Genomic DNA, 19,841 nt, shown 5'->3' with positions numbered 1-19,841 from the left:
AACAAAGTATTGGAGCGCCGAGCTAAGCAACAAGTGAAATACCAATTAGATTGGAATATTGCTGAGGTAGATATGGGGCTAACTTATCACTATATAGGTTCGCGTTATGATAATGACTTTTCCCAATCACCATCAAAACGTCTAAAACAAGGGGGGGTTAGCCTTTGGGATCTCACGGCGGCATATCCAATCACTTCACAGCTCACAATTCGTGGTAAAATAGCTAATATGTTCGATAAAGACTATGAGACCGCGTATGGTTATCGCACCGCTGGAAGAGAATATTTCCTTACAGGAAGCTACAACTTCTAATCACAACCTATCTATTCGCCCGACCATCCTTGTGTTTGATTCAGGGGTGGGGGGGCTATCTGTATATCGGGAAGTCAAAAAATTACTCCCTAACGCACATTATATATATGCATTCGATAATGAAGCCTTCCCCTATGGCGAAAAGAGTGAAGAATTTATTATCGATAGGGTGTATCAACTCGTTGATGCTATTGCGAAAAAACACCCTTTAACGATAGCAATTATTGCCTGTAATACAGCCAGTACCGTGAGCTTACCGAACCTTAGAGCCCATTTTCGTTTCCCAGTGGTTGGTGTCGTGCCAGCAATTAAACCTGCGACTAAATTAACGCGAAATGGTGTTGTTGGATTGCTTGCAACCAAAGGAACGGTGAATCGCGAATATACTAAAGAGCTAATTGAACGGTTTGCAACAGATTGCAAAGTGCTCTCGCTGGGTTCTGCCGACCTTGTTCAACTAGCGGAAAGAAAATTACATGGCGAACAAATTCCGCTAGATGAAATTGCCAATGCAGTGAAGCCATGGTTAAGAATGCCTGAACCTCCTGATACGGTGATCTTGGGTTGTACGCATTTCCCTCTATTAATAGAAGAACTCGAACAAGTGCTACCAGATGGCACAAGATTTGTTGATTCAGGGGCGGCGATCGCGAGACGTGCGGTTTGGCTGATTAATAATCAAGCAGAAGAAGTGATTGATAGTCAAGAAAAAGACTTTGCATATTGCCTTTTAATGAATGATGCCGCTTTAGCATTACAACCTGTATTAGCCGCCGAAGGGTTCAATAGGCTACAAAAACTGGTGATTTAAGCTAAATTTGATGGTAATCTGAGCAAACGAAAAAAAAACGTAAAAAAGGGGTTGCCAGAATTTTCTGACTCCCTATAATGCGCCTCCACTGACCGACGATGAGCCGACACTGAATGTGATGGCAAGCCCAACAGGCTAACGAAGGCAGGCGAGAGATTCTGAAAAGAATAAGCGAAAAAAAGCTTGACTCTCGATGAGGAAAGCGTAATATACGCCACCTCGCGACAACGACCTAACTGGTTAATATCGAAAGATAAAGTCGCAACGCTCTTTAACAATTTATCAGACAATCTGTGTGGGCACTCACAGGACACTATCAAAAAAATATTTGATTTTAAAGTCTTGAAGAGTGACTAACACGTTAATTCATATATGAAAGAATGTAGTCAGTTTAATTCTTTGAGCATCAAACACTTTTAATTGAAGAGTTTGATCATGGCTCAGATTGAACGCTGGCGGCAGGCCTAACACATGCAAGTCGAGCGGTAACAGGGGAAGCTTGCTTCCCGCTGACGAGCGGCGGACGGGTGAGTAATGTATGGGGATCTGCCCGATAGAGGGGGATAACTACTGGAAACGGTGGCTAATACCGCATAATCTCTTAGGAGCAAAGCAGGGGACCTTAGGGCCTTGCGCTGTCGGATGAACCCATATGGGATTAGCTAGTAGGTAAGGTAATGGCTTACCTAGGCGACGATCCCTAGCTGGTCTGAGAGGATGATCAGCCACACTGGGACTGAGACACGGCCCAGACTCCTACGGGAGGCAGCAGTGGGGAATATTGCACAATGGGCGCAAGCCTGATGCAGCCATGCCGCGTGTATGAAGAAGGCCCTAGGGTTGTAAAGTACTTTCAGTCGGGAGGAAGGCGTTGATGTTAATACCATCAACGATTGACGTTACCGACAGAAGAAGCACCGGCTAACTCCGTGCCAGCAGCCGCGGTAATACGGAGGGTGCAAGCGTTAATCGGAATTACTGGGCGTAAAGCGCACGCAGGCGGTTAATTAAGTTAGATGTGAAATCCCCGGGCTTAACCTGGGAATGGCATCTAAGACTGGTTAGCTAGAGTCTTGTAGAGGGGGGTAGAATTCCATGTGTAGCGGTGAAATGCGTAGAGATGTGGAGGAATACCGGTGGCGAAGGCGGCCCCCTGGACAAAGACTGACGCTCAGGTGCGAAAGCGTGGGGAGCAAACAGGATTAGATACCCTGGTAGTCCACGCTGTAAACGATGTCGATTTGGAGGTTGTTCCCTAGAGGAGTGGCTTCCGGAGCTAACGCGTTAAATCGACCGCCTGGGGAGTACGGCCGCAAGGTTAAAACTCAAATGAATTGACGGGGGCCCGCACAAGCGGTGGAGCATGTGGTTTAATTCGATGCAACGCGAAGAACCTTACCTACTCTTGACATCCAGAGAATTTAGCAGAGATGCTTAAGTGCCTTCGGGAACTCTGAGACAGGTGCTGCATGGCTGTCGTCAGCTCGTGTTGTGAAATGTTGGGTTAAGTCCCGCAACGAGCGCAACCCTTATCCTTTGTTGCCAGCGATTCGGTCGGGAACTCAAAGGAGACTGCCGGTGATAAACCGGAGGAAGGTGGGGATGACGTCAAGTCATCATGGCCCTTACGAGTAGGGCTACACACGTGCTACAATGGCGTATACAAAGAGAAGCGACCTCGCGAGAGCAAGCGGAACTCATAAAGTACGTCGTAGTCCGGATTGGAGTCTGCAACTCGACTCCATGAAGTCGGAATCGCTAGTAATCGTAGATCAGAATGCTACGGTGAATACGTTCCCGGGCCTTGTACACACCGCCCGTCACACCATGGGAGTGGGTTGCAAAAGAAGTAGGTAGCTTAACCTTCGGGAGGGCGCTTACCACTTTGTGATCCATGACTGGGGTGAAGTCGTAACAAGGTAACCGTAGGGGAACCTGCGGTTGGATCACCTCCTTACCGTTGAAGTGTTTTGTGAAGTGTTCACACAGATTGTCTGATGAAAAGTAGAGCAATAGGCTATACGTGGGAGACTTATTCAAAAGAATAGGGCTTACATGAAATGGGCCACAACGGTGTTGTGCAATATTTTATGTCCCCTTCGTCTAGAGGCCTAGGACACCGCCCTTTCACGGCGGTAACAGGGGTTCGAATCCCCTAGGGGACGCCAATTGCGCCGATATCGAGTGAAAGACGATGTCCTCAATAATGATTAAGCTAATTCAGTGAGTTAGCTTAACAATTATGCTCTTTAACAATCTGGAACAAGCTGAAAATTGAAACAACGCACATTGTTTATCGCTTAAACAATGTGAGAGTCTCTCAAAATTTCAAACCTGAAATTTTCGGTCATTCAAACGAGTGGCATGAGCGAGCAGGGTGAAATTCAAGGCGGACAGCGCGCAGCAAGCGCAGCGTACATGAGTACGTGTGCATTGCGAGCACTGCCAACGCAGAAGTTCACCACGCACAGCCATGACAGTCAGGTGATCGTTGAAACAATTTCGGGTTGTGAGGTTAAGCGACTAAGCGTACACGGTGGATGCCTAGGCAATCAGAGGCGATGAAGGACGTGCTAATCTGCGAAAAGCGTCGGTAAGGTGATATGAACCGTTATAACCGACGATGTCCGAATGGGGAAACCCAGTGCAATTCGTTGCACTATCGTTTGATGAATCCATAGTCAAACGAGGCGAACCGGGGGAACTGAAACATCTCAGTACCCCGAGGAAAAGAAATCAACCGAGATTCCCCTAGTAGCGGCGAGCGAACGGGGAGCAGCCCAGAGTCTTAATCAGCATCAGCATCAGGAGAACGGTCTGGAAAGGCCGGCAATAAAGGGTGATAGCCCCGTATCCGAAGGTGTTGGTGTTGTGAACTCGATGAGTAGGGCGGGACACGTGTTATCCTGTCTGAATATGGGGGGACCATCCTCCAAGGCTAAATACTCCTGATTGACCGATAGTGAACCAGTACCGTGAGGGAAAGGCGAAAAGAACCCCGGCGAGGGGAGTGAAATAGAACCTGAAACCGTGTACGTACAAGCAGTGGGAGCCCCACCACTAAGCCAGTGGTGAGTCATCACAGCGTCATCCTTACTTGATGGCGGTTGGCGGAACGTCCTTTGTGACGCCCAACCGAAAAAAATCAAGCAAAGGGGGCTTAGTGGTGGGGTGACTGCGTACCTTTTGTATAATGGGTCAGCGACTTATATTCTGTAGCAAGGTTAACCGTATAGGGGAGCCGTAGGGAAACCGAGTCTTAACTGGGCGAATGAGTTGCAGGGTATAGACCCGAAACCCGGTGATCTAGCCATGGGCAGGTTGAAGGTTGGGTAACACTAACTGGAGGACCGAACCGACTAATGTTGAAAAATTAGCGGATGACTTGTGGCTGGGGGTGAAAGGCCAATCAAACCGGGAGATAGCTGGTTCTCCCCGAAAGCTATTTAGGTAGCGCCTCGTGAACTCATCTTCGGGGGTAGAGCACTGTTTCGGCTAGGGGGTCATCCCGACTTACCAACCCGATGCAAACTACGAATACCGAAGAATGTTATCACGGGAGACACACGGCGGGTGCTAACGTTCGTCGTGAAGAGGGAAACAACCCAGACCGCCAGCTAAGGTCCCAAAGTCATGGTTAAGTGGGAAACGAAGTGGGAAGGCTCAGACAGCCAGGATGTTGGCTTAGAAGCAGCCATCATTTAAAGAAAGCGTAATAGCTCACTGGTCGAGTCGGCCTGCGCGGAAGATGTAACGGGGCTAAACCATGCACCGAAGCTGCGGCAGCGACATGTAAATGTTGTTGGGTAGGGGAGCGTTCTGTAAGCCTGTGAAGGTGTGCTGCGAGGCATGCTGGAGGTATCAGAAGTGCGAATGCTGACATAAGTAACGATAATGCGGGTGAAAAACCCGCACGCCGGAAGACCAAGGGTTCCTGTCCAACGTTAATCGGGGCAGGGTGAGTCGACCCCTAAGGCGAGGCAGAAATGCGTAGTCGATGGGAAACAGGTTAATATTCCTGTACTGGTGATAATTGCGATGGGGGGACGGAGAAGGCTAGGCTGGCCGGGCGACGGTTGTCCCGGTTTAAGGATGTAGGTGGGCGAATTAGGCAAATCCGGTTCGCTATACACTGAGGTCTGATGACGAGTCACTACGGTGGCGAAGTAGCTCATGCCCCGCTTCCAGGAAAAGCCTCTAAGCTCTAGATTATCATTAATCGTACCCCAAACCGACACAGGTGGTCAGGTAGAGAATACTCAGGCGCTTGAGAGAACTCGGGTGAAGGAACTAGGCAAAATGGTGCCGTAACTTCGGGAGAAGGCACGCTGGCATTAGGTGAAGTGGTTTACCCATGGAGCTGAAGCCAGTCGCAGATACCAGCTGGCTGCAACTGTTTATTAAAAACACAGCACTGTGCAAACACGAAAGTGGACGTATACGGTGTGACGCCTGCCCGGTGCTGGAAGGTTAATTGATGGGGTTATCCGTAAGGAGAAGCTCTTGATCGAAGCCCCAGTAAACGGCGGCCGTAACTATAACGGTCCTAAGGTAGCGAAATTCCTTGTCGGGTAAGTTCCGACCTGCACGAATGGCGTAATGATGGCCAGGCTGTCTCCACCCGAGACTCAGTGAAATTGAACTCGCTGTGAAGATGCAGTGTACCCGCGGCAAGACGGAAAGACCCCGTGAACCTTTACTATAGCTTGACACTGAACATTGAGCCTTGATGTGTAGGATAGGTGGGAGGCTTTGAAGTGTGGACGCCAGTCTGCATGGAGCCAACCTTGAAATACCACCCTTTAATGTTTGATGTTCTAACGTAGCCCCATAATCTGGGGTGCGGACAGTGTCTGGTGGGTAGTTTGACTGGGGCGGTCTCCTCCCAAAGCGTAACGGAGGAGCACGAAGGTTGGCTAAGCATGGTCGGACATCATGCGGTTAGTGCAAAGGCATAAGCCAGCTTGACTGCGAGAGTGACGGCTCGAGCAGGTACGAAAGTAGGTCTTAGTGATCCGGTGGTTCTGAATGGAAGGGCCATCGCTCAACGGATAAAAGGTACTCCGGGGATAACAGGCTGATACCGCCCAAGAGTTCATATCGACGGCGGTGTTTGGCACCTCGATGTCGGCTCATCACATCCTGGGGCTGAAGTAGGTCCCAAGGGTATGGCTGTTCGCCATTTAAAGTGGTACGCGAGCTGGGTTTAGAACGTCGTGAGACAGTTCGGTCCCTATCTGCCGTGGGCGTTGGAAGATTGAAAGGGGCTGCTCCTAGTACGAGAGGACCGGAGTGGACGCACCGCTGGTGTTCGGGTTGTCATGCCAATGGCACTGCCCGGTAGCTAAGTGCGGAAGAGATAACCGCTGAAAGCATCTAAGCGGGAAACTTGCCTTGAGATGAGTCTTCCCTGACCCTTTAAGGGTCCTAAAGGAACGTTTAAGACGAAGACGTTGATAGGCTGGGTGTGTAAGCGTAGCGATACGTTGAGCTAACCAGTACTAATGAACCGTGAGGCTTAACCTGACAACACCGAAGGTGTTTTAGAGAGACGATTGTTGAAGTGCACGAGATAAAGTGGTGCGAAAAAATCAGCTTGTTCAAGATTGCAGTTCTGGTTTGCGGTGTAGACGCGAACGGGAACGAAACCGAATTTGTCTGGCGGCAATAGCGCGGTGGTCCCACCTGACCCCATGCCGAACTCAGCAGTGAAACGCCGTAGCGCCGATGGTAGTGTGGGGTCTCCCCATGTGAGAGTAGGGAACTGCCAGACATCAAATTTAAAGGTTGTGTCAGTACTGACTGACCGCACCATATTGCTGATATGGCTCAGTTGGTAGAGCACACCCTTGGTAAGGGTGAGGTCCCCAGTTCGAATCTGGGTATCAGCACCATGAATTTATCAGTATTAAAAAAGAATTTACCTAGCGGCAATAGCGCGGTGGTCCCACCTGACCCCATGCCGAACTCAGTAGTGAAACGCCGTAGCGCCGATGGTAGTGTGGGGCTTCCCCATGTGAGAGTAGGGAACTGCTAGGTTTTAAACATAGAAAAGCCACCTTAGGGTGGCTTTTTGCTATTTAGCCCCATTCAAATTATTCTGTATCTTCTTTTTTCTTGTTCCAGACACATTGCCATTTCAACCTAATACTCCTAATGTCATGAGAGGCATCTCATTATTTAATGATTCTCGCGGGTCAGCCTGATAGACTTAGCTCATCTTTATTGGTTATCTATTGAAGGCTGCAATGAACCCATCCCTTGAATTAAAACCCTTTAATACTCTCGGTATTGAAGCACAAGCAAAGTCAGTTTGTATTGCTGGATCAGCAGAAGAGATTTATCAGCAATGGCTTAATGCGCAAAAACAGCAGTTACCTGTTTTGATCCTTGGAGGGGGAAGTAATGTGTTATTTATTGAAGACTTTGATGGTGCGGTAATTCTCAATCGTATTAGAGGCATTACTATCACAGAGACCCCAGAATATTGGCATGTGTATTCTGCGGCAGGTGAGAACTGGCATCAATTTATTGAATATTTAATGGGTAAAGGTATCTATGGTGCTGAAAATTTAGCCTTGATACCTGGCTGTGTAGGCTCTGCGCCAATTCAAAACATAGGCGCTTATGGTGTTGAGCTGAAGGATTTATGTGAGTATGTTGATACTCTGAACCTCCAAACTGGTAAGACAGAAAGGATAGAGGCTGAGGCCTGCCATTTTGGCTACCGTGATAGTATCTTTAAGCATGATTATCAGCATTCTCATGTGATTATTGGGGTTGGTTTGAAGTTTGCTAAACAATGGTTACCTAAACTCACCTATGGGGATTTAGCACTCTTAGATGCCGAAACAGTGACTCCACAGCAAGTGTTTGATGCCGTATGCCAGACACGAAAAGCAAAATTACCTGATCCCGCCGTGACGGGCAATGTGGGAAGCTTCTTTAAAAACCCAATTATTACAGCAGATAAAGCGCATCAAATAAAACAACGTTTTCCAACTTGCCCACAGTATGCCCAAGAAGATGGCTCAATAAAGGTTGCTGCGGGCTGGTTGATAGACCAATGTGGGTTGAAAGGCTATGAATTAGGTGGCGCTGCTGTACATACACGGCAGGCTTTAGTCCTCATTAATAAATGCCATGCGACAGGGCGTGATATTGTTGACTTAGCTAAATATGTCAGCCAAACCGTGCATAAGCATTTTGGTATCATGCTTGAGCCAGAAGTGAGGTTTATTGGTAAACATGGCGAAATTAACCCTATGGACTGCATTTTATGAAAGAAACCAGTACACCGCTACAATTGATAGAGATCTTATCTGATGCTCAAATCCACTCAGGCCAACAGCTAGGCGATACATTAGGGATGACACGAGCAGGGATTAATAAACATATTAAAACACTGCGTTCATGGGGCATTGAAGTGCAAACTATCGCAGGTAAAGGCTATAAATTGCCCCATACGCTTAATTTGCTCAATGGTGAGTTAATTAAGCAATATATTCAGGGCAGTGATGTGATTGTGGAGCCTGTCATTGATTCAACAAATCAGTATATGCTTGAAAGAATTTCGAGCTTAAAATCAGGCGATACATGTCTGGCGGAGTACCAAAGTGCGGGGAGAGGTCGACGCGGGCGGCAATGGATTTCACCATTTGGTTGTAATCTATATCTATCGATGTACTGGAAGCTTGATCAAGGGCCGGCAGCTGCAGTCGGACTAAGTTTAGTTGTGGGGATCATAATTGCTGAAACCTTAAATAAACTAAGCAGGGGTAAAGTAAAAGTAAAATGGCCTAATGATCTTTATCTTAATGATAAAAAACTAGCAGGTATACTTGTGGAATTAACAGGAAAAACAGGTGATGCCGCACATATCATTATTGGCATTGGAATTAATATTGGTATGGAAAAAAAGAATGTAGATAAAGAGGGTACAATTAATCAGGAGTGGGCCTCATTAATTGATGAAGTAGAAAATATAGAAAGAAATAAATTGTCTGCTGATATTATTAATGCACTGAAAAAAGCATTAGTTTTATTTGAGAAGGAAGGATTAGTTCCCTTTTTGGAGCGTTGGTTTGAATTAGATAACTTCTTGGGAAGGAAGGTTAAGTTGTTGATTGGTGATAAAATTATCACCGGTGTGGAAAAAGGAATAAATCAACAAGGTGCTCTTTTATTACAACAGGATAATGGTGAAATTATTCCTTATATCGGTGGGGAAATATCACTAAGATCTAACGAAAAATAATAAAATGATGCCGGTAAGTTATACCGGCATATAGTGTTTATTTTCTAAGCCTAACATTCTGGATAGAATGGTTTTCGCCTTTGGTCATTATTAAACTTGCACGTTCTTTCGTGGGTAAAATATTTTCTTTTAGGTTTAAACCATTAATTTCATCCCAAATAGAGCCTGCAATTTTAACGGCTTCTTCTTCGCTTAATTTAGAATAATTGTGGAAGTAGGAATCAGGATCGGAAAATGCCCCTTGGCGGAACTTTAGGAACCGACCAATATACCACTGCTTTAATAATTCAGGGTCTGCATCCACGTAGATAGAGAAATCAACAAAGTCTGAGACAAACACATGATGTGGGTCATGTGGATAGTCCATATCACTCTGTAGCACGTTTAAGCCTTCTAGAATTAGGATATCAGGCTGATCAATAACCTGTTGTTGGTCAGGCACAATATCATAAGTAAGATGTGAGTAGACCGGTGCAACAACGTTACGCGCCCCTGATTTTATCTGCGACACGAAATTCACGAGTCTTCGCATATCGTAAGACTGAGGAAAACCCTTTTTCTTCATGATATTTCGATCTTTGAGTACCTGATTAGGATACAAAAAACCATCTGTCGTGATTAAATCAACTTTTCTATGCTCAGGCCAACGTGTTAATAAGGCCTGTAATAGACGAGCCGTTGTGCTCTTGCCTACAGCAACACTGCCTGCAATCCCAATAATATAGGGAACCTTTGCTCCATTTGTTCCTAAGAACTGCTCTAATACAGCCTGACGGCGCAAATTGGAGCTAATATAAAAATTGAGTAAACGAGATAATGGTAGGTAGATTTCAATAACATCTTCCATCGAGAGTTCTTCATTAATACCTTTCAACTCTATCAATTCGCTAGACGTTAATGTCAAAGGGACTGAATCACGTAATGTTGCCCAATGTTCCCTATCAAACTCTAAGTATGGCGTAGTAATAAAATTCTCTGTCTGTTTCATAAACCAACATCTGCCTATTCTATGCAGGTTGGACAGGTTGCCTAAACACCCGTATCCGTAAAATTAAGTTGCATCATAGCGAGTGAAAGATAGTAGGCGTAGAACTTTTTATGTTTTATGTGAATTTTTTTTGACGAAGGCTGTAAAAATAGAACGAGTTGCTGAAAAAAGCAGCGGTTAGAAAGAGGGAACGAAGATACAGAACATCATTTTTTGCTCTAGAAAATGGCCTAAGTCACTTTTTAATAATGCAAGGGCTCTTTACTGATTAAATAATAATGGATTATAGTGGTGTTCTGCTGTAGATGTTTTAAGCTGAATGTAGCGAAAAAAGCAGCAAAATCGCAAAAAGTGCATAAAATGTGAGCAAGCGAACAAAAAATTAAAATTTTTTGTTGCAAGTCGCGCTCACTCTTCCTAGAATGCGCAGCACTTGATGCCGGCATAGCTCAGTTGGTAGAGCAACTGACTTGTAATCAGTAGGTCCCGAGTTCGACTCTTGGTGCCGGCACCAATTAACAATTTGGATAGGTGGGATACCCAAGCGGCCAAAGGGAGCAGACTGTAAATCTGCCGTCACAGACTTCGAAGGTTCGAATCCTTCTCCCACCACCATCTCCTGAAGAACTTTTCAAAAAAGTTTATTCAGGTTACATTTAGCAGCTGATAACTCAGGTAGCCGAGTTCATTGCGGGCATCGTATAATGGCTATTACCTCAGCCTTCCAAGCTGATGATGCGGGTTCGATTCCCGCTGCCCGCTCCAAGATGTGCTGATATAGCTCAGTTGGTAGAGCACACCCTTGGTAAGGGTGAGGTCGGCAGTTCGAATCTGCCTATCAGCACCACTTCCCTTATGTTCTCAATTATCTCCCTGATTTGTCTCCTGTAAAAAGCAAGCAAATAAATTTTAACTGCTTGGTTGATGTGGTGTAGCCACCGATTCCGTGTCTTAGAGGGACAATCTAATGTCTAAAGAAAAATTTGAACGTTCAAAACCGCACGTTAACGTTGGTACAATCGGCCACGTTGACCACGGTAAAACTACCCTGACAGCAGCAATCACTACTGTTCTGGCAAAAACTTACGGCGGTAGCGCTCGTGCATTCGATCAAATCGATAACGCACCAGAAGAAAAAGCGCGTGGTATCACCATCTCTACTTCTCACGTAGAGTACGATACACCAACTCGCCACTACGCACACGTAGACTGCCCAGGACACGCCGACTATGTTAAAAACATGATCACGGGTGCTGCTCAGATGGACGGTGCAATCCTAGTTGTTGCGGCAACAGATGGCCCAATGCCACAAACTCGTGAGCACATCCTGTTAGGTCGTCAGGTTGGCGTTCCTTACATCATCGTGTTCCTGAACAAATGTGACATGGTAGACGACGAAGAGCTGCTGGAACTGGTTGAAATGGAAGTTCGTGAACTTCTGTCTCAATACGATTTCCCAGGTGATGACACTCCAGTTATCCGTGGTTCAGCGCTGAAAGCGTTGGAAGGCAACCCAGAGTGGGAAGCGAAAATCGTTGAACTAGCAGAAGCACTGGACAGCTACATCCCAGAGCCAGAGCGTGCAATTGACAAGCCATTCCTGCTGCCAATCGAAGACGTATTCTCAATCTCAGGTCGTGGTACAGTAGTCACAGGCCGTGTTGAGCGTGGTATCATCAAAGTTGGTGAAGAAGTTGAAATCGTAGGTATCAAAGAGACTGCGAAAACTACTTGTACTGGCGTTGAAATGTTCCGTAAACTGCTGGACGAAGGCCGTGCGGGTGAGAACGTAGGTGTTCTGCTGCGTGGTACTAAGCGTGAAGAAATCGAACGTGGTCAAGTTCTGGCGAAACCAGGTTCAATCAAGCCACACACAACTTTCGAATCAGAAGTTTATATTCTGAGCAAAGATGAAGGTGGTCGTCACACGCCATTCTTCAAAGGTTACCGTCCACAGTTCTACTTCCGTACAACTGACGTAACAGGTACTATCGAACTGCCAGAAGGCGTAGAGATGGTAATGCCAGGCGACAACGTGAACATGAAAGTAACTCTGATTCACCCAATCGCGATGGACGATGGTTTGCGTTTCGCAATCCGTGAAGGTGGCCGTACAGTAGGTGCGGGTGTTGTTGCAAAAATCATTGCATAATAACAACCCACTGTAGTGAAAAGGGGCATCCATAGGGTGCCCTTTTGTATTTCTTATCTCCCTCATCTCCTATCTATTTACCGCGAAGAATTGTCTCTCAAGACATTATCAATCCTTGTGATATTTCTATTTATTTATTAAATTTCAATGCGTTAATTCGGTCACAAAATCAAGATTCAACATCAGTATTACCAATAAACTCAAACGAATTGTCTATTATTTAATCATCATAATGAAGATGAGGAGATGAGGCATGATTTCGTTCGCAGGTAAGGTTGGCATTATTACGGGAGGGAGTAGCGGTATTGGCCTAGCGGCTGCAGAAAAATTTTTATCATTAGGTGCGTCAGTTATCATTACGGGAAGTCATGCTGACCGTGGCCAGAGGGCACTCAATCGCTTGAAGAACAAAGAGGGCGCAATACAATTTTTTCAGATGGATGCAGCCAATGAAAAAGAGAATGATCGGTTAGTGGCGCATACAGTAAAGGAATACGGTTCGATTGATTTTTTATTTGCTAATGCAGGAATACTTGCCGATGACGTTGCCCACAAACTCGCTTATGAAAAATGGCAGCATGTCATTGATGTTAATCTCAATGGATTATTTTTGATTAATCGAGCTGTTATCGATTATTGGTTAAAAAACCAAAAAGAAGGAGCAATTGTTAACTGTGGCTCTATATGTTCGTTTGTGGGGCAACATCAATTTCCAGCATATTGCGCTTCAAAAGGTGGGATCAAACTGTTAACGCAAACATTGGCAATAAGTTATGCAATGCATAATATTCGAATTAATGCAGTTTGCCCTGGTTATATCGATACTCCATTATTGGATGGGCGCGATTTAGATAAACAAAAGTTAGCAGAGATGCATCCGATGAAAAGGATAGGCACACCTGAAGAGGTTGCTAATGTTGTTGCCTTTTTAGCTAGTGATGCAGCGTCATTTGTGACAGGAGCTGCCTATTTAGTGGATGGAGGTTTTACTGCTTAATGAAACGTTTTATGTAAATTGATCGTAACGATAATTGAAATGGTAATCATTTTTATTTAAACTACCTGTGTGTAATTTATGCAGGTAGTTGCTATGTATGTATGTCTCTGTGAAGCCGTAACGGATAAACAAATTAGAAGTGCGGTGCGCCAATATCATGTGACGTCATTAAAAGGGCTACGTCAAATCCTCCCTGTCGGTCGTGAATGCGGTAAGTGCATCAGGCAAACTCGTGAAATCTTAAATGATGAGTTAGCACTTGCCGAGCATATCTGTATTGCTGAAGTCGCTTAATCGAAATAATAATCATTTAACTCATTCATTAATAAGTAACTTTCATCTCAAATTCTCTATAGAAAATTACTCATTGTTAGCATTTCAGTACTACACTTTAAAGACTGGAAGCAATGGAGTATAAAAAATGAAAGGCGATAAAAAAATGATAGCCCATTTGAATAAGTTATTGGGCAATGAGTTAGTAGCAATCAATCAATACTTTTTGCATGCACGTATGTTTAAAAATTGGGGTTTAACACGTCTTAATGAGGTGGAATACCATGAATCGATTGATGAAATGAAACATGCAGATAAGTATATCGAACGTATCTTATTCCTTGAGGGGATACCTAACCTGCAAGACCTCGGTAAACTTAACATTGGTGAAGATGTTGAGGAGATGTTAGCTTCAGATCTTAAGCTGGAGCTTGATGGAGCTAAAAATCTAAAAGAAGCGATTAGTTACGCAGACTCAATTCATGATTACGTTAGTCGTGATCTGATGATTGAAATTTTAGCTGATGAAGAAAACCATATTGATTGGATAGAAACGCAGTTAGATTTAATCAAACGTATGGGTATTCAAAATTATACACAGGCGCAAATTATTGAAGAGGAGTAATGCTTTTTCGATTTATTTATGTGCTGTAATATCACGCCTCACTACAAAAAAGTAATAGTGAGGCGTTTTTTATTGAAAAGTGCTATAAGTAAAAAAGCAGAAAAATTCGCACATATTTTCTCCGATTACTTGCGTTTAAGATTCAGTTGCGTATAATGCGCGGGCTTACTGATTAGTAATCCCTAGTTTTTTAGGTCTTAAAGGTCAGTATTGAGTTCACGATTTGTAACTCATTTAGACAATACTCCCGATTTGGGGGTTACATCAAAGAACGATTACACTCCCCCATCAATCGAAATGGGTGCGAGGAGTAATTATTTACGTTTATAAAATAGTTGGAGCTCTGGTCTCATGCAGAACCAAAGAATCCGTATCCGCCTGAAAGCCTTTGATCATCGTTTAATTGATCAATCAACTGCGGAAATCGTAGAGACTGCTAAGCGCACTGGTGCGCAAGTTCGTGGTCCTATCCCGCTGCCGACACGTAAAGAGCGTTTTACCGTTCTGATTTCTCCGCACGTTAACAAAGATGCGCGTGATCAGTACGAAATTCGCACTCACAAACGTCTGGTTGACATCGTTGAGCCAACCGAGAAGACCGTTGATGCTCTGATGCGTCTGGACCTGGCTGCCGGCGTAGACGTGCAGATCAGCCTGGGTTAATCAGGTCGTCGAACGATTGAGAGGTTGAAACAATGATTGGTTTAGTCGGTAAAAAAGTGGGTATGACGCGTATCTTCACTGAAGATGGTGTTTCTATCCCTGTAACAGTTATCGAAATCGAAAATAACCGCGTTACTCAAGTTAAAACAGCAGAAACTGACGGTTATAATGCAATTCAGGTGACTACTGGTAGCAAAAAAGCGAACCGTGTATCTAAGCCTGAGGCAGGTCATTTCGCTAAAGCTGGCGTCGAAGCTGGCCGTATTCTACGTGAATTCCGTACTGAAGAAGGTGCTGAATTTAACGTAGGTCAAAGCATTAGCGTTGAAATTTTCGCTGACGTTAAAAAAGTCGACGTTACTGGTACATCTAAAGGTAAAGGCTTCGCTGGTACAGTTAAGCGTTGGAATTTCCGTACCCAAGATGCTACCCATGGTAACTCCTTGTCTCACCGTGTTCCGGGTTCTATCGGTCAGAACCAGACTCCGGGCAAAGTGTTCAAAGGCAAGAAAATGGCAGGCCAACTGGGTAATGAGCGTGTAACCGTTCAAAGCCTAGATGTAGTACGTGTTGACGCTGAGCGCAACCTGCTGCTGGTCAAAGGTGCTGTTCCAGGTGCAACTGGTAGCGACCTGATCGTAAAACCGGCTGTCAAGGCTTAACGTCGAGGAGATAGGAATGGAATTGGTAATGAAAGACGCGCAAAGCGCGCTGACTGTTTCCGAAACTACCTTCGGGCGTGATTTCAATGAAGCGCTTGTTCACCAAGTAGTTGTTGCGTATGCAGCTGGTGCTCGTCAAGGTACTCGTGCTCAGAAAACTCGTGCTGAAGTTTCTGGTTCAGGTAAAAAACCATGGCGTCAAAAAGGCACAGGCCGCGCACGTTCTGGTTCTATCAAGAGCCCAATTTGGCGCTCTGGTGGTGTTAGCTTCGCTGCTAAACCACAGGACCACAGTCAAAAAGTTAATAAGAAGATGTACCGCGGTGCTCTGAAAAGCATCCTGTCTGAACTGGTACGTCAAGATCGTCTGATCGTTGTCGAGAAGTTCTCTGTTGAAGCACCTAAAACTAAGTTGCTGGCACAGAAACTGAAAGATATGGCTCTGGAAGATGTACTGATCATCACTGCTGAATTAGATGAAAATCTGTTCTTAGCAGCACGTAACCTGTACAAGGTTGACGTTCGTGATGCAGCGGGTATCGACCCAGTTAGCTTAATCGCCTTCGACAAAGTGGTTATGACTGCTGATGCTGTGAAGCAAGTTGAGGAGATGCTGGCATGATCCGTGAAGAACGTCTGCTAAAAGTACTGCGCGCGCCGCACGTATCTGAAAAAGCTTCTACAGCGATGGAAAAAAGCAATACCATCGTTCTCAAAGTTGCGAAAGACGCGACTAAAGCAGAAATTAAAGCTGCTGTGCAGAAACTGTTTGAAGTCGAAGTTGAAGGTGTTAACACTTTGCTGGTTAAAGGCAAAACTAAACGCCACGGTCAGCGTTTTGGTCGTCGTAGCGACTGGAAAAAAGCTTACGTTACGCTGAAAGAAGGCCAGAATCTGGACTTCATTGGCGGCGCAGAGTAAGTCGGAGGAGTAAAGAACAATGGCAATTGTTAAATGTAAACCTACGTCTCCGGGCCGTCGCCACGTAGTTAAAGTGGTTAACCCTGAGCTGCATAAGGGCAAACCTTATGCTCCGCTGTTAGAAAAAAACAGCAAATCCGGTGGTCGTAACAACAATGGCCGTATCACCACTCGTCACATTGGTGGTGGCCATAAGCAACACTATCGTCTGGTTGACTTTAAACGCAACAAAGACGGTGTTCCTGCTGTTGTTGAGCGTTTGGAATATGATCCAAACCGTTCTGCGAACATTGCACTGGTTCTATATAAAGACGGTGAACGTCGTTATATTCTTGCGCCTAAAGGTTTGAAAGCTGGTGACCAGATCCAATCTGGCGTTGATTCAGCAATCAAAACTGGTAACGCACTGCCAATGCGCAACATCCCTGTTGGTTCTACAGTTCACAACATCGAACTGAAACCAGGTAAAGGTGGTCAGTTAGCGCGTTCAGCAGGTACTTATGCTCAGATCGTTGCACGTGATGGTGCTTATGTCACTCTGCGTCTGCGTTCTGGTGAAATGCGTAAAGTTCTGGCTGATTGCCGTGCAACTTTAGGTGAAGTTGGTAACGCTGAGCACATGTTACGTGTTCTGGGTAAAGCTGGTGCTAGCCGCTGGCGTGGTATTCGTCCTACCGTTCGTGGTACGGCGATGAACCCAGTCGATCACCCACATGGTGGTGGTGAGGGTCGTAACTTTGGTAAACACCCTGTAACACCTTGGGGCGTTCAAACCAAAGGTAAGAAAACTCGTAGCAACAAGCGTACTGATCAATTCATCGTACGTCATCGTTCTAAAAAATAATTAGAGGATAAACCATGCCACGTTCTCTCAAGAAAGGTCCTTTTATTGACCTGCACTTGCTGAAGAAGGTAGAGAAAGCGGTGGAAAGCGGAGACAAGAAGCCTCTTAAGACTTGGTCCCGTCGTTCAACGATCTTTCCTAATATGATCGGATTGACCATCGCTGTCCATAATGGTCGTCAGCATGTTCCAGTTTTTGTTACCGACGAAATGGTTGGTCATAAACTGGGTGAATTCGCACCGACTCGCACTTATCGCGGCCATGCGGCTGATAAGAAAGCTAAGAAACGTTAAGGATAGGAGGAAGAGATGGAAACTTTAGCTATGCATCGCCACGCTCGTTCTTCTGCCCAGAAGGTTCGCTTAGTTGCCGACCTGATTCGCGGTAAGAAAGTGTCGCAAGCTCTGGAAATTCTGACCTACACCAACAAGAAAGCTGCTGGTTTAGTGAAGAAAGTACTTGAATCTGCAATTGCTAACGCAGAGCAAAACGATGGCGCTGACATTGATGACCTGAAAGTTGCGAAAATTTTCGTTGACGAAGGTCCAACCATGAAACGCATCATGCCGCGTGCGAAAGGCCGTGCAGATCGTATTCTTAAGCGCACCAGCCACATTACTGTGGTTGTGTCCGATCGCTGAGACTCTGGAGACTAGCAATGGGTCAGAAAGTACATCCTAATGGTATTCGCCTGGGTATTGTCAAACCTTGGAACTCTACTTGGTACGCGAATACTAATGAATTCGCTGACAACCTAGACAGCGATTATAAAGTACGCCAGTACTTGAACAAAGAATTGGCAAAAGCGTCAATTTCACGCATCGTTATCGAGCGTCCTGCAAAAAGCATTCGTGTGACTATTCACACTGCTCGCCCAGGTATCGTTATCGGTAAGAAAGGTGAAGACGTAGAAAAACTGCGTAAAACAGTAGCGGATATCGCTGGTGTTCCTGCGCAAATCAATATCGCCGAAGTTCGTAAACCAGAACTGGACGCTAAATTGGTTGCTGACAGCATCGCTTCACAGCTGGAACGTCGTGTTATGTTCCGTCGTGCTATGAAACGCGCTGTACAAAACGCAATGCGTCTGGGCGCTAAAGGTATTAAAGTTGAAGTCAGCGGCCGTTTAGGCGGTGCTGAAATCGCTCGTACCGAGTGGTATCGTGAAGGCCGTGTGCCACTGCACACTCTACGTGCTGATATCGATTACAACACTTCAGAAGCGCACACCACTTACGGTGTTCTCGGCGTTAAGGTATGGATCTTCAAAGGTGAGATTCTGGGTGGTATGGCTGCTGTTGAACAAGCTGAAAAACCAGCTGCTCAACCTAAAAAGCAGCAGCGTAAAGGCCGCAAGTAAGGAGAGTCGCTGATGTTACAACCAAAGCGTACAAAATTCCGTAAAGTGCACAAAGGCCGCAACCGTGGTCTGGCACAAGGTACGGATGTTAGCTTCGGCACTTTCGGTCTTAAAGCTGTGGGCCGTGGTCGTCTGACTGCTCGTCAGATCGAAGCGGCACGTCGTGCTATGACCCGTGCAGTTAAGCGTCAAGGTAAAATCTGGATCCGTGTGTTCCCAGACAAGCCAATTACTGAGAAGCCACTCGAAGTTCGTATGGGTAAAGGTAAAGGTAACGTAGAATATTGGGTTGCCTTGATCCAGCCTGGTAAAGTCCTGTATGAAATGGACGGTGTGCCTGAAGAGCTGGCTCGTGAAGCATTCTCTCTGGCAGCAGCGAAACTGCCTATCAAAACCACCTTTGTAACTAAGACGGTGATGTAATGAAAGCACAAGAGCTGCGCGAAAAAAGCGTTGAAGAGCTGAACGCTGAACTTTTGAACCTGTTACGTGAACAATTCAACTTACGTATGCAGGCTGCAAGTGGTCAGCTGCAACAGTCTCATCTGTTGAAACAAGTGCGTCGCGATATCGCACGTGTGAAGACTTTACTGACTGAGAAGGCAGGTGCGTAATGAGCGATAAAATCCGTACTCTGCAAGGTCGTGTAGTTAGCGATAAAATGGAGAAATCTATTGTTGTTGCTATCGAGCGTATGGTGAAGCACCCTCTGTATGGTAAATTCATCCGTCGTACGACTAAATTGCACGTACATGACGAGAACAATGAATGTGGAATCGGTGACGTGGTAGAAATCCGCCAAACTCGTCCACTGTCTAAGACTAAGTCTTGGGCCTTAGTTCGCGTTGTTGAAAAAGCTGTTTTATAATATAGAATAGCCTTTTCTAATAAATAAACGGCTCTTTTTTACTGAGCCGTTTATTTTTTTCTGTCCATAACGAAGATGTGGTGTTATAATGCCGCGCCCTCGTATTGT

The 19,841-nt window shown here is 45.5% G+C and carries 19 protein-coding genes, 6 tRNA genes, 4 rRNA genes and 1 pseudogene; 29 read left to right on the top strand and 1 reads right to left on the bottom strand.

Going from position 1 to position 19,841, the window contains the following annotated elements; all coding sequences use genetic code 11:
* The 10 genes and pseudogenes from M1E93_RS18220 to birA all read left to right on the top strand — a co-directional run.
* Positions 1-312, top strand: a pseudogene (locus M1E93_RS18220) (TonB-dependent receptor domain-containing protein); the annotation flags it as partial.
* A complete protein-coding gene (murI, locus tag M1E93_RS18215) occupies positions 257-1,123 on the top strand; it encodes a glutamate racemase (protein WP_014657267.1) in 867 nt (288 codons plus the stop codon). The pseudogene M1E93_RS18220 and the gene murI, both read left to right, overlap by 56 nt.
* A gap of 417 nt (positions 1,124-1,540) precedes the next feature.
* Positions 1,541-3,080 (top strand): 16S ribosomal RNA (locus M1E93_RS18210).
* 135 nt (positions 3,081-3,215) lie between these two features.
* Positions 3,216-3,291: transfer RNA gene (locus M1E93_RS18205), tRNA-Glu, on the top strand.
* A 345-nt stretch (positions 3,292-3,636) separates the two neighbouring features.
* Positions 3,637-6,649, top strand: a 23S ribosomal RNA gene (locus tag M1E93_RS18200).
* 131 nt (positions 6,650-6,780) lie between these two features.
* Positions 6,781-6,896: ribosomal RNA gene (gene rrf / locus M1E93_RS18195) — 5S ribosomal RNA — on the top strand.
* A 45-nt stretch (positions 6,897-6,941) separates the two neighbouring features.
* Positions 6,942-7,017: transfer RNA gene (locus M1E93_RS18190), tRNA-Thr, on the top strand.
* A gap of 29 nt (positions 7,018-7,046) precedes the next feature.
* Positions 7,047-7,162: ribosomal RNA gene (gene rrf / locus M1E93_RS18185) — 5S ribosomal RNA — on the top strand.
* Together the 16S, 23S and 5S rRNA genes with 2 tRNA genes alongside form the textbook arrangement of a ribosomal RNA operon.
* A gap of 209 nt (positions 7,163-7,371) precedes the next feature.
* The gene (gene murB, locus M1E93_RS18180; RefSeq protein WP_014657268.1) at positions 7,372-8,406 is read left to right on the top strand and encodes a UDP-N-acetylmuramate dehydrogenase; all 1,035 of its coding nucleotides are present in this window, start codon (positions 7,372-7,374) and stop codon (positions 8,404-8,406) included.
* Positions 8,403-9,380, top strand: coding sequence for a bifunctional biotin--[acetyl-CoA-carboxylase] ligase/biotin operon repressor BirA (gene birA / locus M1E93_RS18175; RefSeq protein ID WP_004923065.1), 978 nt, complete (start codon positions 8,403-8,405; stop codon positions 9,378-9,380). The genes murB and birA overlap by 4 nt, the downstream gene beginning before the upstream one ends.
* Positions 9,381-9,417: 37 nt before the next feature.
* Here birA and coaA read toward each other — a convergent pair whose 3' ends face one another.
* A complete protein-coding gene (gene coaA / locus M1E93_RS18170; protein WP_004924900.1) occupies positions 9,418-10,368 on the bottom strand; it encodes a type I pantothenate kinase in 951 nt (316 codons plus the stop codon).
* 438 nt (positions 10,369-10,806) lie between these two features.
* Between coaA and M1E93_RS18165 the strand changes: the two genes are divergently transcribed.
* From M1E93_RS18165 to rpsQ, 19 genes are all read left to right on the top strand, one after another.
* Positions 10,807-10,882: transfer RNA gene (locus M1E93_RS18165), tRNA-Thr, on the top strand.
* 16 nt (positions 10,883-10,898) lie between these two features.
* Positions 10,899-10,983, top strand: a tRNA-Tyr gene (locus M1E93_RS18160).
* A gap of 75 nt (positions 10,984-11,058) precedes the next feature.
* Positions 11,059-11,133 (top strand) — tRNA-Gly (locus tag M1E93_RS18155).
* A gap of 6 nt (positions 11,134-11,139) precedes the next feature.
* Positions 11,140-11,215, top strand: a tRNA-Thr gene (locus M1E93_RS18150).
* A gap of 120 nt (positions 11,216-11,335) precedes the next feature.
* Positions 11,336-12,520, top strand: a complete 1,185-nt coding sequence (gene tuf / locus M1E93_RS18145) for an elongation factor Tu (RefSeq protein WP_036942149.1) — start codon at positions 11,336-11,338, stop codon at positions 12,518-12,520.
* A gap of 253 nt (positions 12,521-12,773) precedes the next feature.
* On the top strand, positions 12,774-13,517 hold the full coding sequence (locus M1E93_RS18140) for an SDR family NAD(P)-dependent oxidoreductase (RefSeq protein ID WP_060560799.1): 744 nt from the start codon (positions 12,774-12,776) through the stop codon (positions 13,515-13,517).
* A gap of 93 nt (positions 13,518-13,610) precedes the next feature.
* On the top strand, positions 13,611-13,811 hold the full coding sequence (gene bfd / locus M1E93_RS18135) for a bacterioferritin-associated ferredoxin (protein ID WP_014657269.1): 201 nt from the start codon (positions 13,611-13,613) through the stop codon (positions 13,809-13,811).
* Between the two features lie 127 nt (positions 13,812-13,938).
* Positions 13,939-14,415, top strand: coding sequence for a bacterioferritin (bfr, locus tag M1E93_RS18130; protein WP_036942589.1), 477 nt, complete (start codon positions 13,939-13,941; stop codon positions 14,413-14,415).
* A gap of 351 nt (positions 14,416-14,766) precedes the next feature.
* A complete protein-coding gene (gene rpsJ, locus M1E93_RS18125; protein ID WP_001181005.1) occupies positions 14,767-15,078 on the top strand; it encodes a 30S ribosomal protein S10 in 312 nt (103 codons plus the stop codon).
* A 32-nt stretch (positions 15,079-15,110) separates the two neighbouring features.
* Entirely contained in the window at positions 15,111-15,740 is a 630-nt protein-coding gene (rplC, locus tag M1E93_RS18120) for a 50S ribosomal protein L3 (RefSeq protein ID WP_004926461.1), read from the top strand.
* Positions 15,741-15,756: 16 nt separating this feature from the next.
* Positions 15,757-16,362 carry a 50S ribosomal protein L4 gene (rplD, locus tag M1E93_RS18115; protein ID WP_004926458.1) on the top strand — a complete coding sequence of 202 codons (606 nt, stop codon included), beginning with the start codon at positions 15,757-15,759 and terminating at the stop codon, positions 16,360-16,362.
* Positions 16,359-16,661: a 50S ribosomal protein L23 gene (rplW, locus tag M1E93_RS18110; RefSeq protein ID WP_004926456.1), complete on the top strand. Its 303-nt coding sequence runs from the start codon at positions 16,359-16,361 to the stop codon at positions 16,659-16,661. The genes rplD and rplW overlap by 4 nt, the downstream gene beginning before the upstream one ends.
* Positions 16,662-16,680: 19 nt before the next feature.
* Positions 16,681-17,505 (top strand): 50S ribosomal protein L2, encoded by an 825-nt coding sequence (gene rplB / locus M1E93_RS18105; protein WP_004926454.1) that lies wholly within the window; start codon positions 16,681-16,683, stop codon positions 17,503-17,505.
* A gap of 14 nt (positions 17,506-17,519) precedes the next feature.
* Positions 17,520-17,798, top strand: coding sequence for a 30S ribosomal protein S19 (gene rpsS / locus M1E93_RS18100; RefSeq protein WP_004265426.1), 279 nt, complete (start codon positions 17,520-17,522; stop codon positions 17,796-17,798).
* Between the two features lie 15 nt (positions 17,799-17,813).
* Positions 17,814-18,146 carry a 50S ribosomal protein L22 gene (gene rplV, locus M1E93_RS18095; protein WP_004265430.1) on the top strand — a complete coding sequence of 111 codons (333 nt, stop codon included), beginning with the start codon at positions 17,814-17,816 and terminating at the stop codon, positions 18,144-18,146.
* A 17-nt stretch (positions 18,147-18,163) separates the two neighbouring features.
* Positions 18,164-18,865 (top strand): 30S ribosomal protein S3, encoded by a 702-nt coding sequence (gene rpsC, locus M1E93_RS18090; protein ID WP_004926451.1) that lies wholly within the window; start codon positions 18,164-18,166, stop codon positions 18,863-18,865.
* Positions 18,866-18,877: 12 nt separating this feature from the next.
* The gene (gene rplP / locus M1E93_RS18085) at positions 18,878-19,288 is read left to right on the top strand and encodes a 50S ribosomal protein L16 (RefSeq protein ID WP_004926449.1); all 411 of its coding nucleotides are present in this window, start codon (positions 18,878-18,880) and stop codon (positions 19,286-19,288) included.
* Positions 19,288-19,479 (top strand): 50S ribosomal protein L29, encoded by a 192-nt coding sequence (rpmC, locus tag M1E93_RS18080; protein ID WP_004265442.1) that lies wholly within the window; start codon positions 19,288-19,290, stop codon positions 19,477-19,479. Before rplP ends, rpmC begins: the two co-directional genes overlap by 1 nt.
* Positions 19,479-19,733, top strand: coding sequence for a 30S ribosomal protein S17 (rpsQ, locus tag M1E93_RS18075; protein ID WP_004265446.1), 255 nt, complete (start codon positions 19,479-19,481; stop codon positions 19,731-19,733). The genes rpmC and rpsQ overlap by 1 nt, the downstream gene beginning before the upstream one ends.
* Positions 19,734-19,841 lie beyond the last annotated feature (108 nt).

The sequence above is a fragment of the Providencia sp. PROV272 genome, assembly GCF_049901975.1.
Taxonomy (GTDB): Bacteria; Pseudomonadota; Gammaproteobacteria; order Enterobacterales; family Enterobacteriaceae; genus Providencia; species Providencia stuartii.
Note: the sequence above shows the minus strand (reverse complement) of the source record. Positions and strands in the feature narration are given on the sequence as shown.